The following is a 17,526-nucleotide window of genomic DNA, read 5'->3' as shown; positions in this document are numbered from 1 at the left end:
CGGCTGACACAAGATGAGTCTCGCATTCGTTAACGGTCAACGGATTCACATGCGAGCGAATCCGTGACCGGCAAACACGTTGAGACTCAGGAAAGAGCCGCTTTGACAACCGCATCGGCATTGATGCCGAACTGCTCGTAAACGGCATCGAATGGGCCACTGGCACCAAAGGAGTGCATGCCGACGAATTTGCCTTGCAAGCCAATCCAACGGTCCCAGCACATTTGGATGCCAGCTTCGATCGCAACGCGGTTGGTGACTTCGGATGGCAAGACTTCGTTGATGTAGGCGGCGTCTTGCTGAGCGAAGATGTCCATGCAAGGCATGCTGACCACGCGAACCTTTTTGCCTTGAGCGGTCAATGTTTCAGCCGCGTCAACGGCCATGTAAAGTTCGCTGCCACTGCCCATCAGGATCACGTCGGGCGTGCCTTCGCAGTCGCTCAAGATGTAACCACCACGAGCACATCCGGAGGCCGCGGCGTACTTGCTGCGATCCAGGGTAGGCATGTTTTGACGCGACAGAACGAACGCACTGGGGTGATCGTTGATCCCCATCGCGGTGCGATAGCATTCAGCGACTTCGTTGGAATCACCCGGACGGAAAACGTTCAAACCGGGGATCGCACGGCAAGCGGTCAGGTGTTCGACCGGTTGGTGAGTCGGTCCGTCTTCGCCGACGCCGATGGAATCGTGCGTCAGGATGTACATGGTCGGTTGATGCATGATGCTGGACAACCGCATTCCACCACGCATGTAATCGGTGAAGACGAAGAACGTCGCGGCGTATCCACGCAAACCGGACAAGCACAAACCGTTGGCGATTCCGGACATCGCGTGCTCGCGAATCCCGAAGTGCAGGTTGCGGCCCTTGTATTGACGCGGCAAGAATTCGCCGGCACCTTCGAACTTCAAGTCCGATTTGTTCGACGGTGCCAAGTCAGCACTTCCGCCGATCATGAAGGGAACGTTCTTGGCGATCGCGTTGAGGACTTTGCCGCTGCTGTTACGAGTCGCGTCGCCTTTGGCGTCCGCTTCGAAGACAGGAATGTCTTTGTCCCAACCTTCCGGCAATTCGCCAGCGAACATGGCTTTCAGTTCGGCTGCCTTGGCTGGCTCAGCCGCTTCGTACTTGGTCCAAACGTCTTCCCACTGGCTCGATGCAGTTGCACCACGTTTGCCAACGCCTTCGCTGAAGTGCTCTTTGACACCTGCAGGGATGTAGAATTTCTCGTCTTCGGGCAAACCGTAGGACTTCTTGGCCAGGGCGACTTCGTCCCAACCCAGAGGGGCACCGTGAGCGCCGTGCGTGTTTTGCTTGTTGGGTGCACCGTAGCCGATGATCGACTTCACCACGATCAACGTGGGCTTGTCGCCGCAGGCTTGGAATTTCGCGATCGCTTTGCCCAGCGCGTCCACATCGTTGGCGTCGTCCACTTGCAGGACGTTCCATCCGAGGCCTTCGAACTTCTTGCCCATGTCTTCGCTGAAGGCAAGTTCGGTGTCACCTTCAATGGTGATGTTGTTGTCGTCGTACAACCAGCACAGGTTGTCGAGTTTCAAGTGACCGGCAATGGAAGCGGCTTCGGTCGCGATGCCTTCCATCAAGTCGCCGTCGCTGCAGATGGCGTAGGTGTTGTAGTTGAACAGGGTCAAATCGTCGGTGTTGTAGTTGGCAGCCAACCACTTTTCGGCCATTGCCATTCCGACGCTGTTGCTGACGCCGGCACCGAGCGGTCCGGTCGTGGTTTCGATGCCGGCGGCTTCGGCGAATTCGGGGTGACCGGCACAAACGCTGCCGATTTGGCGGAAATTCTTGATGTCTTCCAACGAGATCGATTCGCCACCGGTGGGTTTGCCGTAACGGTCGGTCGCTTCAACGCCGATCAGATGCAGCGTGCTGTAGAGCAGCATGCTGGCGTGACCACACGACAACACGAATCGATCCCGGCCCGGCCAGTGAGGCTTGGCAGGGTCGTAATTCATCGTGTTTTGGAACAGTTGGTACGCGATGGGGGCCAACGCCATCGGCGTGCCAGGGTGACCACTGTTGGCGGTTTGAACGGCATCCATGCTGAGGCAGCGGATGGTGTCGATGGCGAGGGTTTGAATGTCAGTGGTGGTGGCAGTCATCGGCACGCGCGAGATGGTTGGAGGAGCAAAATTTCAGACCCCGAAAGCGTACCGGCGGGGCCCGAACCACGAAAGCCCCGGGGTGAAACAGACCACCAAATCGCCCCACCCCCCGATTGTGCCTGATAAACTCTGGCATCTCTGGACGAAACCGGCCCCAATTTGCAGGTGGAAGACGATGAAACAGCGAAACAGGATGAAGGCAGTCGGCACGCTCGTGGCTGCCCTGGTGACTTGCCAGTTCGGAATCACGAACGCGCAACCACCGGCGTTTCAGGGCCCCCAATTCGAAGGCCCCAACCGCGCCCAAACTTCGCCCCGCTACCAAGCCCCCACCCCTGAGTACCCTGATTCGCCCCATCAACCGGTCCCCAATCAGCCCCCACGGGCCTACGCTTCGCCACGGGATAACGCTCAACAGTCCCCCCCATCTCAACCTCCGCGCTCACCTCAGTACTCGAGCCCACCTCAGTACCGCGGCCCGTCCCAACAACACGCCCCGCCCCAAGGCCCCCCGTCCCACGAACAGAAAGCTCGGGAGTGGGCAATGTTCCTTCAGCATCAATTCCATCAGCGAGTGCAAATCGACACCGAACGCAAACTCAGCGAATTGCCTCGATTGATCCAAGAAGAACTGGGTGTCCCCTGCACACTCGACCAAGCCGCGATGCGAATCGCGAAAGTCGACCCGTCCGCCGCGGTCGTCCAAGTGCGAGCGGCGGAGATCCCGTTGCAGGTTGCTTTGAAGCGAGCTCTGGCTCCACTGAACCTGGCCGCCAAGCTGACCTCGGACGGCCTGGTGATCACCGCTGATTTCACGAAACTGGCTCGGGCTGGCATCGCAACAGATCGCTGGGCGGGGATCTCTGCCAAGACCGTTGAGACGATGGAATCCGACCTGAACCAAACGGTCTCGATTGAGTCCGACGACATGCCCTTGGACGAGGCGGTCGCGTCTCTGCAAGAACAGCTTCATCACCGCATCGTGCTTGACGTTTTCGCGATGGAAGGCGAAGGCCTGTCAGCCGACATCCCAGTGAATATTCATGCCAAGGAAACAAGCTTCCGTTCGGTCATGAATCGAATGCTTCGCGATCAGAATATGACCTTCCAATTCGAGGACAACGTGTGGGTCGTGACGACGGTCACGGCTGCCGAGGAACGTCCTCTCCATCGAATTCACTATCTGGAGGCGACCGGGCTGACCAAATCGATTTCCGAAGCCATGCAATTGATTCAAACTTCCATCGACCCAGAGAGCTGGGAAACGCTCGGTGGAATGGGCACCATGGCACCCTTGCCAACCGGCGGATCCAATCGGCCAGGCATCCTGATTTCGACCACGTTCGCAACTCACTTGAAAATCGAAGCCCTCTTCGATGCCCTCCGAGCCGGAACGGTTGGCGAGGATGTGCCAACCAAGTCCGTGCCATTCCAAGATTCTTTTGGCGCTATTGATTCGGGCTATTTCTGTGGGACATGCCTTCAGGCCGCTGAGGGAGGCGGAAACACAAACGGCAGCAGCCAGAATGCTCCTAACACGCCACAACAAACCGGCGGCATGTTCTGAACCTGTAGCACGGTGGTCCCCACCGTGAGTTCATGCTCTGCTTGGCGGGAGACTGCTGGGCTGCGGGTTCGCGCTCGGCTTGCTGGGGGCCCCAGCAAGCTACAGGTTGCGGCGAGATCGTAACCTGTGAGGCCGTGCAGCAAACTCCTCTGCGTCCCCGCGACTCACCGCCTCTGCGTCAAGCTTCACCCGCGATCGCGCTAGACGGCTCGACGATTCCACGCCAGCACGCAAACAGTTGAGGACAACTGTTCTACTCTGACTCAAGCAAAAACCTGGGTCCGAACCGAGCTGGCATCCGAGACAAACAACTCCTCTGCGTCTCCGCGACTCACCGCCTCTGCGTCAAGCTTCACCCGCGATCGCGTCAGACAGCTCGACGATTCCACACCAGCACGCAAACAGTGGGGGACAACTGTTCGACTCTGACTCAGGCAAAAGGCTGGGTCCGAAGCGAGCTGGCATCCGAGACAACCAACTCCTCTGCGTCTCCGCGACCCACCGCCTCTGCGTCAAGCTTCGCCCGCGATCGCGCCAGACGGCTCGACGATTCCGCACCAGCACGCAAACAGTTGGGGACAACTGTTCTACTCTGACTCAAGCAAAAGGCTGGGTCCGAAGCGAGCTAGCATCCGAGACAACCAACTCCTCTGCGTCTCCGCGACCCACCGCCTCTGCGTCAAGCTTCGCCCGCGATCGCGTCAGACGGCTCGACGATTCCACGCCAGCACGCAAACAGTTGGGGACAACTGTTCGACTCTGACTCAGGCAAAAGGCTGGGTCCGAACCGAGCTAGCATCCGAGACAACCAACTCCTCTGCGTCTCCGCGACCCACCGCCTCTGCGTCAAGCTTCACCCGCGCTCGCGTCAGGCAGCTCAACGATTCCACACCAGCACGCAAACAGTTGGGGACAACTGTTCTACTCTGACTCAAGCAAAAATCTGAGTCCGAACCGAGCTGGCATCCGAGACAACCAACTCCTCTGCGTCTCCGCGACTCACCGCCTCTGCGTCAAGCTTCGCCCACGATCGCGCCAGACAGCTCGACGATTCCGCACCAGCACGCAAACAGTTGGGGACAACTGTTCGACTCTGACTCAAGCAAAAACCTGGGTCCGAACCGAGCTGGCATCCGAGACAACCAACTCCTCTGCGTCTCTGCGACTCACCGCCTCTGCGTCAAGCTTCACCCGCGCTCGCGTCAGACGGCTCGACGATTCCACGCCAGCACGCAAACAGTTGAGGACAACTGTTCTACTCTGACTCAGGCAAAAGGCTGGGTCCGAAGCGAGCTAGCATCCGAGACAACCAACTCCTCTGCGTCTCCGCGACTCACCGCCTCTGCGTCAAGCTTCACCCGCGATCGCGCCCGGCCGCTCAACGATTCCACGCCAGCACGCAAACAGTGGGGGACAACTGTTCTACTCTGGCTTTGCGTCGCGTTTGACGGATGGGATCTTCAATGGCTTCGCTTTCGGGCCGTCCCAGACGTCCTCCACTTCTTGCCCGCCAGCGGACTGGCGGAGCAGCAAGTACACGCCGCCGACCATCGCCCAGCCGACGGTGATTCCAACGATGATTGGGAAACGCGAAAGGAGTGCGGTCCAAACCGGATTCCGCATCGTGGAGATCGCGGTCAAACCGACCAACTGCCAGCCACCCACCACGATCGCCAGCACCACACCCGCTGGCACCAACAACAGAACGAACTGAGGCAAACGGCGGAACGTGACCTCGTAGCCTCGGCTCAGGCAATCCATCGCATCCACCTTCTCTTGGCTGACCAGTGCCGCCAACCCGAAGGGAATCGCCGCCTTTGCCCCCGCCATCAACAACCCGACAATCAAGGCGGCGGGAATCGCCAGTGGTGCGAGCAAGAAACTCCAGACCAGATGAGGTTGCTCGCCGGTTGCCAAACCATCAGCCAACACCAGAAACAACACCAGCGGCAAAGCACACACGGCCGGCAACACGCTGATCAACAGGGCCGACTTCCAGCGTGTGCCAATGATCTTCCAGGTCTCCACAAACCCTGGCAAATCACGCCCGGCGGTCAGCAGAATCCCCAATCGCAACAACACCATCGCGACGGGTGTCCACCAAACAAACGTCCACAGCACTGCCGCCCAGTGGAGCATGAACAACGGCACGCCATCCATCCACGGGGCTGGGACCGGACGAACCCAAGGTCCAGTCCAAATCAAATCTCCTAGGGTCGTGGACGTTTGCCATCCGTCCGCCGCCAGAGATCCACCGGCCGAACGACCAATCATTCGTTCCAGCCCAATCCGCCAGATCAAATCCACGGTCGCGACGACGACCAACCAAACCGGCGCGCCAGCCAACCTGGCCACGCGAACCAATCGCAGCCAAGGCATGACGTCCGTCCACGTCCGAACGCGATCGAACAAGGGCTGCTCGGGCGGCCGGGTGTACGACCGAATGGGTTCGTCGGCGGAATCAGTTTCAGGGGCAGTGTCAGACAAAACCGAACTCAAAGGATCAGGGCGTTCGCATGCCGCGACTCACCAGAATCGATCACTCGCCAGGCATGGGAAAGAATCGCCAGTGTTGCGGATTGGGCAACGCTTGAAAATCAGAGGCCAATCGCCCGGCGTCGCCGATTGGCGAATGGCCTGGCGTTGAATCCGCGGAATCCCCCGCCGGCGACGAACGCACACGGACACCAAATTGTTCTGAAAACCGCGACCAAGAATCCGCACGTGGCAAAATCTCGACCAACGGGATCGCAATTTCCGCCAACACCCGCGGGCCTCGGCTGAAAGACGACTCGGAAGCAACCTCGTCGCTCGATTCGCTCTCGCTCCATCCACTCAGTGCGGCGTACCAGTTCGGTTGCCATCGCACCGACCCGTCCACCGAAGCGTGACGGTTGCCTCGCGAGTCACACCAGAAACGAAATGAGGACATCAAATCGCCATCGCCATCGATCCACAACTCCAATGCCTGGGGCCGACCGGACTCAGCCCCCGTGCCACCGGAGTTCCCTGAGTCAACGACCGCGACGTACAAGTACTCCCGGTCTGTCACGCAAGCGAACATGAGATCGTCGGTGCGCTGCCAACGCAGATCAGTCCAGCAAGCATCGTCCAACTCGCAATCCAATCTTGGTCGCGAGGCAACGCGAGGCAACGCGTTGGATTTCCGGGTTTGCGATCGCGAGGAAGCAGTTGATTCTTCTTCCGAGGGACCATCCCCCGCTTCCACGCCCACGCCCGAGATGCGTCGAGCCGCCATCACAACGGGATGGTATTCCCAATTGGTTCGCTGGCTCATCGGTGACAAGGTTGGCAACGAACTCTCCAGTGCTCCAGATGCCAGTGGATTCAGCGAACCGGCGCGAGCCATTCCGCCAGCGGACGAACGCGAGTTGATCGCAGACGAAGTCGATTCATACGCCACCGGCTTCACCGCAAAGGGCGACAACGATTGCGTTTGCCAATGCATTCCCGATTGCACTGCGTCCTGCTGACCGCCCGCGTTCCCGAAACCGTCCCCTGCCCGGGTGCCGCCATCGCGGTTAGCAGATCCTTTGTCGCCCCAACCGGGGTGCGAACCGCCGGCCTTCGACGCCAGCCAACCAGGCTGGCTCGGTGACATCGAGACCACCGAACGTTCAAAGCTTTCTTGCCGGGCTTGCAACATGCAGTCCGCCCAGCGCCGCACGGAGTCCACGGGTGCGGCATCGACGATCGTCCGCAGCAAAATGTCTTCGCACGTCGTCAAGGATCGAGCGTGCTGCCAATTCCCCTCTGAACTGGCGAGTTGCGCTGCGTGCCGAGTTTGAATCCACAACCACCACAGCATCCGCGTCCGATCCTCCGAAGCCGTCCGAGGCAAGAGGACCTCCAGCGTGTCAGCCAGTTCCTTGGAACGGAGTCCCGGGTCGTGGAGCAACTCTTTCAAACGCGACAACTGGCTCATCCTGGCGGTCGCGATTTGCAAGCGTCGCCGTGAAGCTTGATCGGTCACACCGGAGCCAAACTGTTGACCAGCCGCCAGCACCAACCCGCCGGTCAGTGACAGATCCCGCCGAAGCTCTGTCGCGGTTCCAGGCATGGGCGAAACCACCACGCTCTCGGGCACCGCCGTTCCTGGGGCAACCACCATCATCGCATCCAATGCCAAATCGCCCGCCAACACGGCTCGCCCCGACAACAGCGCATCGCTGCGAAGGGCAACGCTGCGGGATGAACTGACGACGGCGCCAGCCAGCAACTCGCTGGCGTAAACACGCCGAGGCTGCTTGCGTGTCAATGACGCAGTCAATGGAAAGTTGGAATCCTCCAGCGTCGCACTGACCCAAGCCTTTCGCGTCGCCTCCGGCAAATTCGCGTCCAGCACCACCACCGCGGGCTGATGCTGCTGCAGCAAATCCACGGAAGGCTGCCGATCCGATGTTGGACTGCTGCACCAAACCGCTTTGGCAACTCCCAGTCGCATGGCGGCGTGCCGCACCCGGCCCAGCCTGCCGACGGTTTGTGCGCTAGCGGGATTCGCAGAATCCAGCACGACGACGACACGTCGTTTCATTTCCAATGTTTCGCGACCGATCAACGCCCATGGCACGGTCTGTTCCGAAGCCGCCACAAACATCACCGCAGGCGCACGTCCGGCACCGCGGACAGGGTTCCAAGTTCGTCCGTCGTCCGTCGATCGCTCGATGAGCCCATGAGCATCCACGCGAACTCGCCACCCTTCGCCTTTGGTCTGGCGAGCCGATTGGCTGTCTTGCACCAGCACATCTTGACGCAACCAGTCACGCAACTTGCTGCGTGACTCGGGCGATTGAGCGGTGTCTTCCAACCAAGTCAAACCGCCATCGAAGGAGTGAAAACGATTGCCGGTCGAAGCTTCCGCGTCGTCCCCAATTGCCTCCAGGGAACCAGCGGGCAGCGGTTCGGCATCGAAACTGTTTCGAACGGCCATGCGGTGCAACTTCGTCGCTTCCATCGCGTCGACTCGGTGCCAAGTCCGCCCAGCATCGTCGCTGGCAATCGCCACCCCGCGACTCAGTCCCGTGACAGGCTCGTAGCCACCGCCGACCGCGACCACGCGAGATTCATTCAAAAACCGAACATCACACAGAGCCAAGTCGACTCCCGAGGCAAAGTTTCGCCAGGTTTGGCCTGCATCGTCACTCCGAACGACCACGCCCCAATCACCCACGGCAACCAAAACCTTGCCATCAGGCGAGACTGAAACCGCGTGCAGCGAGGCGTCATCAGCAAATTGCGAAGCCGAAACGTAGGTGGCAGGCAAATCAAACGTTTCCGACGTCGAGGCCACGTGGCGACTACGCGTCGTGCCGGTCTTGCCGAACGCATTGTAAAAACCAGGCATGGTTTGGCCGCTGGCAGGAGCAGCCATCCAGCCGGCCAGCAGCGCCGCCAGGAGGGGCAACAACCGCAGAACCCAATTGCCAATGGGAAGTGAAACAACCGAAGCGATCATGAGGTCCAGTTCCGAACGACCGACACCGCGGCCCAAAAAAGACACCAGCCAGCGATGACATTGATCCCTAAAAGCAGGGAACTGGCCAAAATACGTCCCTGCGAGGCAAACACAGCGGTTTCGCCGATCAGGGTGCTGAAGGTGGTTAAACTCCCCAAAACACCGATCCGAACGGCCAAGAGCGTGCGAGGCTGCGCCAGAGACGCCGCCCAACCCGTCGCGACCCAATCGGAGGCCACCAACGCCTGAGAAAATTGATACAGCCCCCCCAAGGCGAAACACCCGAGCAAGTTTGCAAGCGTCGTGCCGACACTGCCATGCATCGTCAACCATCCGCCTAACGGGGCAGAAACCACCGTCAATGCGATCAGGTAGCGAAGAACGGCCCCGATGGAGCCACCAAGGGCGATCGCGAATAGGTCTAAAACAAAGCTCATTGGGGTCAGTTCCTCGTTTTCACCATTGCCAGTCAGGGCTGAGGAATTTACGTTGGAGGGCCCTAGCTTCGGAAGTTTTTCACGATCGGAGCAAGGTCCATTTCGACTCTTTTCGAATCCCACTCTGTCCCCAGTAGTCAACCACCGATGAGTACCGCTTCGAGCTCTTCCAACGCCAGCGCCGCGAAAGGCGATCAGCAACCGATGAATGGAGCCGATGTACTCGTCAAATCATTGGTCGATCACGGTGTCGAAGTCTTGTTCGCCTACCCAGGCGGCTGCAGCATGCCGATGCACCAAGCCCTGACACGTTACGGGGACTCGATTCGCACGATTCTGCCCCGTCACGAACAAGGCGGTGCGTTTGCCGCGCAGGGTTACTCGCGCAGCACCGGCAAAATCGGCGTGGTGATGGCGACCAGCGGCCCTGGGGCCACCAACCTGGTGACCGCCATCGCGGACGCGAAACTGGACAGCATCCCGATGCTGTGCATCACCGGGCAAGTTCCCACGGGATCGATCGGAACCGACGCGTTCCAAGAAACCCCGATGGTCGAAATCTGCCGTGGAATCACCAAACACCACTACCTCGTGACTGACTTGGCTGACTTGCCTCGCATCATGAAGGAAGCCTTCCACATCGCTACCAGCGGTCGTCCCGGCCCCGTTTTGGTGGACATGCCCAAAGATGTTCAATTGGGAAGCTTCCCAATCGACATGGATCCAGAAATGGATCTCCCGGGTTACACCCCCGAACCACCCAAGGTTGCCAGCGAAACGATCAAGCAAATGGCTGCGGCCATCAAGTTGGCGCGTCGCCCTGTGATCTACGCCGGTGGCGGGATCGTTTCCGGCGAAGCCAGCGAAGAACTTCGTGAACTGATCAAGAAAACGGGCATTCCAACCGTGACCACCATCATGGGCTTGGGCGCTGTTTCGCCCGATGACCCACGCTCGCTGGACTGGTTGGGCATGCACGGTGCCGCCTACGCCAACTACGCCGTTCGCGATTGCGATTTGCTGATCGCACTGGGCGTGCGTTTCGACGACCGCGTGACCGGCAAAGTGGAAGCGTTCGCGAAAGACGCGAAGATCATTCACGTCGACATCGATTCGTCGGAACTGAACAAGAACAAACAAGCTCACATCCCTGTTCGCGGCGACGTGAAGGATGTGCTTCGGGAACTGAACCAAATCGTCCAGGCCCCCGAGATCGAAGCTTGGCAGAAGACCTGCACCGACCTGAAAGCCAAGTACCCGCTGAAGTACGACAACTCGTTCGACGGAATTCTGCAACAGCACGCGATCGCGACGCTCAGCAAAATCACCGCTGATCGCGAGACGTACGTCAGCGTCGGCGTGGGCCAACACCAAATGTGGGCGGCTCAGTTCTTCAAGTTCCGCCAGCCTCGGACTTGGATGAGCAGCTCCGGACTCGGCACGATGGGATTCGGATTGCCAGCCGCCATGGGTGTGCAAGCCGCTCACCCGGACGCACTCGTCATCGACATCGACGGCGACGGCAGTTTCCAGATGAACATCCAAGAACTCGCGACGTGTTTCTGCGAAAAACTGCCGGTGAAGGTCCTGTTGCTGAACAATCAACACCTGGGAATGGTGGTTCAGTGGGAAGACCGATTCATGGACCGCAACCGCGCCCACACCTACCTTGGCCCCATCGATCACGAAGAAGCCAAGGGCAAGAGCACCGCAGATCGCTTCGAATACGCCAGCGACCGTTACCCGAACTTTGTGCAAATTGCCAAAGGCTACGGATGCGGAGCCGCCACGGTCAAAAAGAAAGCGGACCTTGAAGGCGCCTTGCAAGAAATGATTGATCACAAAGGCCCCTTCTTGTTGGACGTCGAAGTGCCCTACCAAGAACACGTGCTGCCCATGATCCCCGGTGGAATGACCGTGGACGACATGCTCTTGGACTGATCCCGAAAGTGGAAATGGATACCGCAGTGGAAAATCCCGCAGTGGATAGCGCAGTTAACAGCAACGGGCAACCGTCTTCAGCCGCGACGTCGTCAACCTCCGACGCAGCGCCAACCTCTCCCACCCCCAACCGCCCCGCGCCCAACACGGCCGGCAATCGGAAACGAGGGGTGCCCGAGGGCGTGTGGCGGAAGTGCGACTCGTGCGGCGCGTCGCTGTTCTACAAAGAAGTCCAGCAACGCCTGAACGTCTGCCCCCAGTGCGATCACCACTTTTACGTGAGTGCCTGGGAACGCGTCGCTCAGGTGCTCGACGATGGCACGTTCGAACCGATGAACGAACATCTGCGACCAACGGACCCGCTCGAATTCAGCGATCGCCGTCCCTACGCCGAACGACTGATCGGCGAGCAGAAACGCACCGGTTTGACCGATGCGGTCCTGACCGGCACCGGCATGATCCGCGCTCGCCGAGTCGCCTTCGCGGTGACCGACAGTGCGTTCATCATGGGCAGCATGGGATCCGTCGTCGGTGAACGTCTGACGCGGTTGATCGAACGCGCCACCGAACAAAACCTCGCGCTGATCATCATCAGCGCCTCCGGTGGTGGGGCCCGAATGCACGAAGGCATCCTGTCGCTGATGCAAATGGCCAAGGTCTCCGCCGCTCTTTCTCGCTATCACTCCGCAGGCGGACTGTTCATCAGTGTCCTGACCAACCCAACCATGGGTGGTGTTGCCGCCAGCTTCGCCTCGCTCGGTGACCTGGTCTTTGCCGAACCCAAGGCCCTGATCGGTTTTGCTGGACCGCGAACGATCAAAGCCACCATCGGCATCGAACTGCCCGAAGGGTTCCAAACCAGCGAATTCTTGCTGGAGCACGGCTACATCGATCGCATCGTCCATCGCAAAACTCTGAAGACAGAAATTGCCACCGCCATCGACTATTGCGGGAAGTAACCGATGGGGCTGCTCGATTCGATCAAAGGTGCGTTCTCCAAAGGCGGCGGCGGTTCGCTGAAGCGGATCGATGTGGAGAAACGATTCGAGCGATCTCGAACGGCAGCCACCGGCACAATGAGCAACTTCTTTGTTGCCTACGACCTGGAACGCAAAGAGAACGTCGGGGTTAAAATCCTGGACCCCGAAAAGTACGAACTGTTCGAAAGTCGCTTCAAAGGTTTGAACAAACCTTCCGAAGGCGAAATCGCGATGCAGATGAAGCATCCGCTGATCGTGAAAACATTCGAACACGGCATCACGGCCAAAAACCAACGCATCTTGGTGATGGAATACATCGCCGGCGTGGGCATCCAAGACGTCATCGTTCGCAAGAAACGCGATGTCATCGACGGCAAGGAAATGCTGTTGATGCGAGAGATGGCCGAGTCACTTGCCTACGTGCACGACCAAGGCTTCATCCACCGCGACGTTTGCCCTCGCAACTTCATTTGCACACCCCCGGAAGAAGGCGAAGAAACCGTCTCGGGTGTCCGCTTGATCGACTTTGGATTGTCCGTTCCCGCCACACCACCGTTCATGGCACCCGGCAACCGCACCGGCACGCCATTGTACATGTGCCCCGAAATTGTACGTCGACGTGCGACCGACCAACGCGTCGACGTGTTCTCTCTCGGCGTGACCTTCTACTGCCTGCTGACCTTCAAACACCCGTGGCAAGGTGAGATCGTCAGCGGACGTGCGGCACTGCAACACGACACGGAAACTTCCACCCCGATCCTAGAACGACGCGACGACATCCACCCCAAAGTGGCTCGCGTGATCACGCGGATGATTGAACCGAATGTCGATGATCGACTGCCTTCGATCAAAGAATTCTTGACGCAAACCCGCGGCCTCGAATCCGCGTTCGTCAGCTAACGAATCGCTCGGCACACTGTGTCCCCTCCGAGAAGAGCGACACAAGCCTCGGCTGCGCACACCTTGGTCTCGCCCGACCTCACGACCGGTCTGCGCCCAACCCTCCTGCGCCACTTCCAACCCGCGATGACACCATTCGCGAAAACGGCAGACACCGGTTCGGTTAAACTGGCTCCCGTCCTCCCTTGCCTGCACGCAAGGCGAGAGTGACGCCCCCACCTCACGCCCCACCGCTCTCTCGGAATCCATCATGCCCAACCGCCGTGATTTCCTCGCTGGCTCGCTCGCCGCCGCGTCCCTGGCATCGCTTTCCACACGCAGCCTGCTTGCAGCCGAACCGAAGGCGGATCACCGCTGGCCGATCTGCGTTTTCACGAAGCCCCTGAACTCGATGTCCTTTGACGACATGGCCTCGGCACTCGCCGAAGCAGGTTACGACGGTGTCGAAGCCACCGTCCGCAAAGGCGGCAACGTGGCCCCCGCGGAAGCCGCTGAGAAACTGCCCGAGATGCAAAAGGCAATGCAAAAGCACGGCTTGGAAATCACGCTGATCACGACCGACATCGGCGACATGGACGATTCACATCGAGCGACGGTCTTGGAAACCGCAGCCGACCTGGGCATCTCACGATTCCGCATGCGATACGGCAAGTACGACCATCAACAACCCATCGCAAGCCAGCTGGATCACTGGAAACAACGATTCGGAAAGCTGGCAGACTACTGCGGAAAACTTGGTGTGCAGGCCCTCTATCAAAACCATGCCGGCGAGAACTACCTGGGCGCCTCGCTCTGGGATCTGGACCGAGTCCTCACGGACATCGCGCCAGATCACATGGGCGTTGTCTATGACATCCGGCATGCCCAAGTCGAAGGCGGCATGAGCTGGCCGGTGACCTGGCGAATGATCCAGCCCCGCGTTCGGATGCTATACGTCAAAGACTATCAGTGGGTCGATGGCCGCGTCGAAAACGTGCCGCTGGGCGATGGACTGGTCAGCCAAAGATTCTTTGACGCGGTGAAAGCCAGCGACTTGAACTGCCCGATCTCGCTGCACGAAGAATACCTCGACCACCGCGATCCAGCCTTGGTCCCCCAACACCTCGAAGCCATGACCACCGATTTAAAAACGCTTCAGCAACGACTCGGCATCAACTCGTAACGTGTTTCCGCAACCGCGGGGGACGTCCGGTTGAAACCCGACGCGATCGAATGTCACCGCTCCGCGGTTGGCTGGCGACATCTCGACTGAACAGCGCGCGTAGGCCAGGTTCCACCTGGCGATCGCTCTCCGCCGGCAGACCCTGCTCTCGCGAAAGCGTTCGAGGAGACGGCTCGCTTTGTTCCAAAGCATCGGCATGATTGCCATGTAAAACATGGCCTACGGGGTGATTGCAAAATGGCAATTGCCGATTGCAAACACCCCACGTGCCCTCGTGGCAAACCACCGAGCTACAGGTTCCTGGTTCCTTCGGCGATCTGGTCGGCCAGCGCGGCTCGCAGCGGATCATCGTTGGGGCCACAGAATCCCCAGTGCTCGCGGCGACGCCAGCCTTCGGCGTGCTCAAACTGCCCGCTCATCTTACCGACCATCCGTGACAGGTCTCGCATCGACTCGATGTAGCTGTCCATGCCTTGGCTCTCGTCGAGCCATTGCTTTTGGCTGGCGTGACATGCCAACGCATCGGCCTTCTGCTCCACGACGGATCCGTTGTCGACATAAAAATGCGGCGTCACCAGCTCACCGGTTGGTTGACGACAACCGACCGGCTGAGCGTGATAGACCGTCACAGGATCCATGTAAACCGGCGTCGGCGGAATGCTTTCCAGGTTCGGCATCCCGTGGGCGAACGCGGCACTGACCGCCAACCGACAGGCGTTTTCGTGATCTTCCATGTAATCAATGGGCGAATGTGTCAACACGATCGACGCCTTGGACTGACGCACGACCGCGGCAACCCTCTGAACATTCTCGGTCGTGTAGGCAACTTCCATGTCCGCACAAATCGGTGGATAAAACGTTGCCCCGAGACACTTGGCGGCGAGTTTGCCCTCTTGCAGGCGAGTTGCGGCACACTCCTCGCGTCCCATCGTGGTGCTGCCGCGAGAACCATCGGCCACATTCATGTAGTGCAGATCCCAGCCACGCTGGCCCAGCAACAGCATCGTCCCGGCAAACAAGAACTCAATGTCATCAGGGTGCGCGGCAACAGCAAGAACAGACGGCATCAGGGACCTCTACTTCGATGAAACGAGACTCAACTTTTCCAGAGGCACATAGTAACGAACATAGCGATCCCCGTTGCTGAACAACTCCCCTTTCGGGTCTTTCACCAGCACCGTTGCACGGCGTGTGATGCGATTGACTCGCCCGACCACTCGCCGCGATCCCTCTCGAAACGCAACTTGGTCGCCAACGCGAATGTTGAACTTGGTCGCGGCCCGCTCACGCTGGGTGATCAAATTGTGTTGGTAATCCGTGTGCCCAAAGAAGCTGCGGGCGATCGACTGAAAACGCTTTTGATTGCAGTTGCCCGCGTTCCAGATCAACATCTCGATCAGGTGTGTCATTTCATGTTCCGCGACTCGCTGCATCGCTTCCAAGCGATCGCGACACGTGCGCCCCGTGACCGTGACAGGCCGATCCACATCCTCAAATGTCTGAAACAAAAGCGTCGACGAAAGGATCATCTCAAAACGCCGCGGACCATCGCGTTTGCCGCCGGGATAGTGCGTCACAAGTTTGCCGGCGGCACTGGTCATCCGAGACGAAAACCCAAACTCCAAACCTTCCGCCTTCGCGACTGGCAACACGCGGCCTTCGAAGAAAGCTTCGTCGAGCAGATGGATCAAACGCACCAAGTCATCGCGTCCAACCCGTTTGAAATTGGGCCGGTCGATCGTCCGACTGAGCCCCAACACCTCGGCGTGAATCTCACGCTGGACGACGGGAATCCGCTGGGGGTCCGGCCGCCGCGTCTGCAGAAACTCTGCCAATGCGAACAATGTGTCTCGGTCGCGAGGCGGAACGACTCCTGGTGGAACCTTCGCTGAATCCACGACCGGCTCGGACGAGTGCTTCCCCGAGGCCGACGACTGGGCTGCAGCAATGGAGGGCGCCGCCCCTTTCGGCCTGGAAGGAGCGACCGGGGGCTGAGCCGACTTCGATCGAACAGCCTTGGGCGGTGGAACTCTGCCAGGTTCCAGATCCGTGACGGGACGTCGCTTGGGAGCAGGTCGCCGGTGCGGGGACGCGGACATACGAACCCTCTAGGCTTGGACTTTCTTTGGGAGATTTGCCTTGGCGGCTTCTTGCCGTGCAAGCAACGTCTTCTGGTACTTGCCCTGAACCACATCGACCACGATCAGAATCGCCAACACAAAGTAGAACGTGCTCTTCGCCATCGCATGGACTTCATGACCAAACAACGCGACGTGAGCCAGGTGACCGCCTTCACTGACCAACATCACCCCGACGATGAACAACACAAACAGGCCCAGCACTTCGTACATGCGGTTCTTCTTCAAGAAATCTGCCACCCGGTCAGCCAAGAAAATCATCATTGCTCCGCTGATCACAATCGCGGTCGCCATGATTGCAAAGCTCTTGGTCAGTGCCATCGCGCTGAGAATCGAATCAAACGAAAAGACCAAGTTCATCATCACGATCAATCCAATCGTTTTGCCAAAACTGGCCTTCGCTGAGTCTTCGGAATGCCCGAGTTCGGGTTCAGCGAGCAAGTGATAGATTTCCTTGAGAGCGGTCCAGAGAATGAACGCACCACCGAACAGAACAATCAAACTGTGCCCGGAGATGGCAGCGTCGATGTAGCCATTGTGGAACTCAATAAAGGGCTCTTCTAACAACGCGATCAACCTCACGACCACGAACAGCAGTACGATTCGCAAGATCACGGCCAATCCGATGCCGATCTTTCGGACCTTGGACTGCTGGTCCTCGGCAACACGCTGACTCTCGATGGAGATGTAGAGCAAGTTGTCGAACCCCAACACCGCCTGCAACAGCACCAGCATCCCAAGCGTGAACAAACCGGAGATCGAAAAGAGCTCAGCCATGGCGACGAGATTC

At 59.1% G+C, this 17,526-nt stretch carries 12 protein-coding genes; 5 read left to right on the top strand and 7 right to left on the bottom strand.

Annotated features, from left to right (window positions below; all coding sequences use genetic code 11):
* Positions 1-86: 86 nt before the first annotated feature.
* The gene (tkt, locus tag RISK_RS11820) at positions 87-2,138 is read right to left on the bottom strand and encodes a transketolase (protein WP_083434931.1); all 2,052 of its coding nucleotides are present in this window, start codon (positions 2,136-2,138) and stop codon (positions 87-89) included.
* A 541-nt stretch (positions 2,139-2,679) separates the two neighbouring features.
* Here tkt and RISK_RS11815 point away from each other — a divergent pair.
* Positions 2,680-3,702 carry a hypothetical protein gene (locus RISK_RS11815; RefSeq protein ID WP_236696227.1) on the top strand — a complete coding sequence of 341 codons (1,023 nt, stop codon included), beginning with the start codon at positions 2,680-2,682 and terminating at the stop codon, positions 3,700-3,702.
* 1,422 nt (positions 3,703-5,124) lie between these two features.
* Here the strand turns inward: RISK_RS11815 and RISK_RS11810 are convergent.
* Genes RISK_RS11810 through RISK_RS11800 form a run of 3 tightly spaced genes read right to left on the bottom strand, consistent with a single transcriptional unit; the run spans position 5,125 to position 9,615 of the window.
* Positions 5,125-6,189 (bottom strand): hypothetical protein, encoded by a 1,065-nt coding sequence (locus RISK_RS11810; protein WP_236696226.1) that lies wholly within the window; start codon positions 6,187-6,189, stop codon positions 5,125-5,127.
* A 52-nt stretch (positions 6,190-6,241) separates the two neighbouring features.
* Complete coding sequence (locus tag RISK_RS11805) at positions 6,242-9,178, bottom strand: hypothetical protein (RefSeq protein WP_047814539.1); 2,937 nt, start codon at positions 9,176-9,178, stop codon at positions 6,242-6,244.
* Positions 9,175-9,615, bottom strand: a complete 441-nt coding sequence (locus tag RISK_RS11800; protein ID WP_150122568.1) for a fluoride efflux transporter FluC — start codon at positions 9,613-9,615, stop codon at positions 9,175-9,177. Before RISK_RS11800 ends, RISK_RS11805 begins: the two co-directional genes overlap by 4 nt.
* A gap of 147 nt (positions 9,616-9,762) precedes the next feature.
* On the opposite strand from RISK_RS11800, the gene ilvB reads away from it, so the two are divergent.
* The 4 genes from ilvB (at position 9,763) to RISK_RS11780 (ending at position 14,598) form a co-directional block, all read left to right on the top strand.
* Entirely contained in the window at positions 9,763-11,556 is a 1,794-nt protein-coding gene (gene ilvB, locus RISK_RS11795) for a biosynthetic-type acetolactate synthase large subunit (protein WP_047814493.1), read from the top strand.
* An 8-nt stretch (positions 11,557-11,564) separates the two neighbouring features.
* The gene (accD, locus tag RISK_RS11790; protein WP_047814492.1) at positions 11,565-12,515 is read left to right on the top strand and encodes an acetyl-CoA carboxylase, carboxyltransferase subunit beta; all 951 of its coding nucleotides are present in this window, start codon (positions 11,565-11,567) and stop codon (positions 12,513-12,515) included.
* 3 nt (positions 12,516-12,518) lie between these two features.
* A complete protein-coding gene (locus RISK_RS11785) occupies positions 12,519-13,436 on the top strand; it encodes a serine/threonine protein kinase (protein WP_047814491.1) in 918 nt (305 codons plus the stop codon).
* A 250-nt stretch (positions 13,437-13,686) separates the two neighbouring features.
* Positions 13,687-14,598: a sugar phosphate isomerase/epimerase family protein gene (locus RISK_RS11780; protein WP_047814490.1), complete on the top strand. Its 912-nt coding sequence runs from the start codon at positions 13,687-13,689 to the stop codon at positions 14,596-14,598.
* A gap of 290 nt (positions 14,599-14,888) precedes the next feature.
* Here RISK_RS11780 and RISK_RS11775 read toward each other — a convergent pair whose 3' ends face one another.
* The 3 genes from RISK_RS11775 to RISK_RS11765 form a co-directional block, all read right to left on the bottom strand.
* On the bottom strand, positions 14,889-15,665 hold the full coding sequence (locus tag RISK_RS11775; RefSeq protein WP_047814489.1) for a PIG-L deacetylase family protein: 777 nt from the start codon (positions 15,663-15,665) through the stop codon (positions 14,889-14,891).
* A 9-nt stretch (positions 15,666-15,674) separates the two neighbouring features.
* On the bottom strand, positions 15,675-16,496 hold the full coding sequence (locus RISK_RS11770; RefSeq protein WP_047814538.1) for a hypothetical protein: 822 nt from the start codon (positions 16,494-16,496) through the stop codon (positions 15,675-15,677).
* Positions 16,497-16,706: 210 nt separating this feature from the next.
* Positions 16,707-17,513, bottom strand: coding sequence for a TerC family protein (locus RISK_RS11765; protein WP_173442650.1), 807 nt, complete (start codon positions 17,511-17,513; stop codon positions 16,707-16,709).
* Positions 17,514-17,526: the final 13 nt, after the last annotated feature.

Source organism: Rhodopirellula islandica (genome assembly GCF_001027925.1).
GTDB lineage: Bacteria > Planctomycetota > Planctomycetia > Pirellulales > Pirellulaceae > Rhodopirellula > Rhodopirellula islandica.
This window is presented reverse-complemented; position numbering and strand designations above follow the sequence as displayed.

Excerpts from the sequence above, each read along its gene's own strand:
- RISK_RS11815 (WP_236696227.1), top strand. The coding sequence starts at position 2,680 with ATGTTCCTTCAGCATCAATTCCATCAGCGAGTGCAAATCGACACCGAA.
- ilvB (WP_047814493.1), top strand. The coding sequence starts at position 9,763 with ATGAGTACCGCTTCGAGCTCTTCCAACGCCAGCGCCGCGAAAGGCGAT.
- RISK_RS11785 (WP_047814491.1), top strand. The coding sequence starts at position 12,519 with ATGGGGCTGCTCGATTCGATCAAAGGTGCGTTCTCCAAAGGCGGCGGC.
- RISK_RS11765 (WP_173442650.1), bottom strand. The coding sequence starts at position 17,513 with ATGGCTGAGCTCTTTTCGATCTCCGGTTTGTTCACGCTTGGGATGCTG.
- RISK_RS11775 (WP_047814489.1), bottom strand. The coding sequence starts at position 15,665 with ATGCCGTCTGTTCTTGCTGTTGCCGCGCACCCTGATGACATTGAGTTC.
- RISK_RS11800 (WP_150122568.1), bottom strand. The coding sequence starts at position 9,615 with ATGAGCTTTGTTTTAGACCTATTCGCGATCGCCCTTGGTGGCTCCATC.
- RISK_RS11805 (WP_047814539.1), bottom strand. The coding sequence starts at position 9,178 with ATGATCGCTTCGGTTGTTTCACTTCCCATTGGCAATTGGGTTCTGCGG.
- RISK_RS11780 (WP_047814490.1), top strand. The coding sequence starts at position 13,687 with ATGCCCAACCGCCGTGATTTCCTCGCTGGCTCGCTCGCCGCCGCGTCC.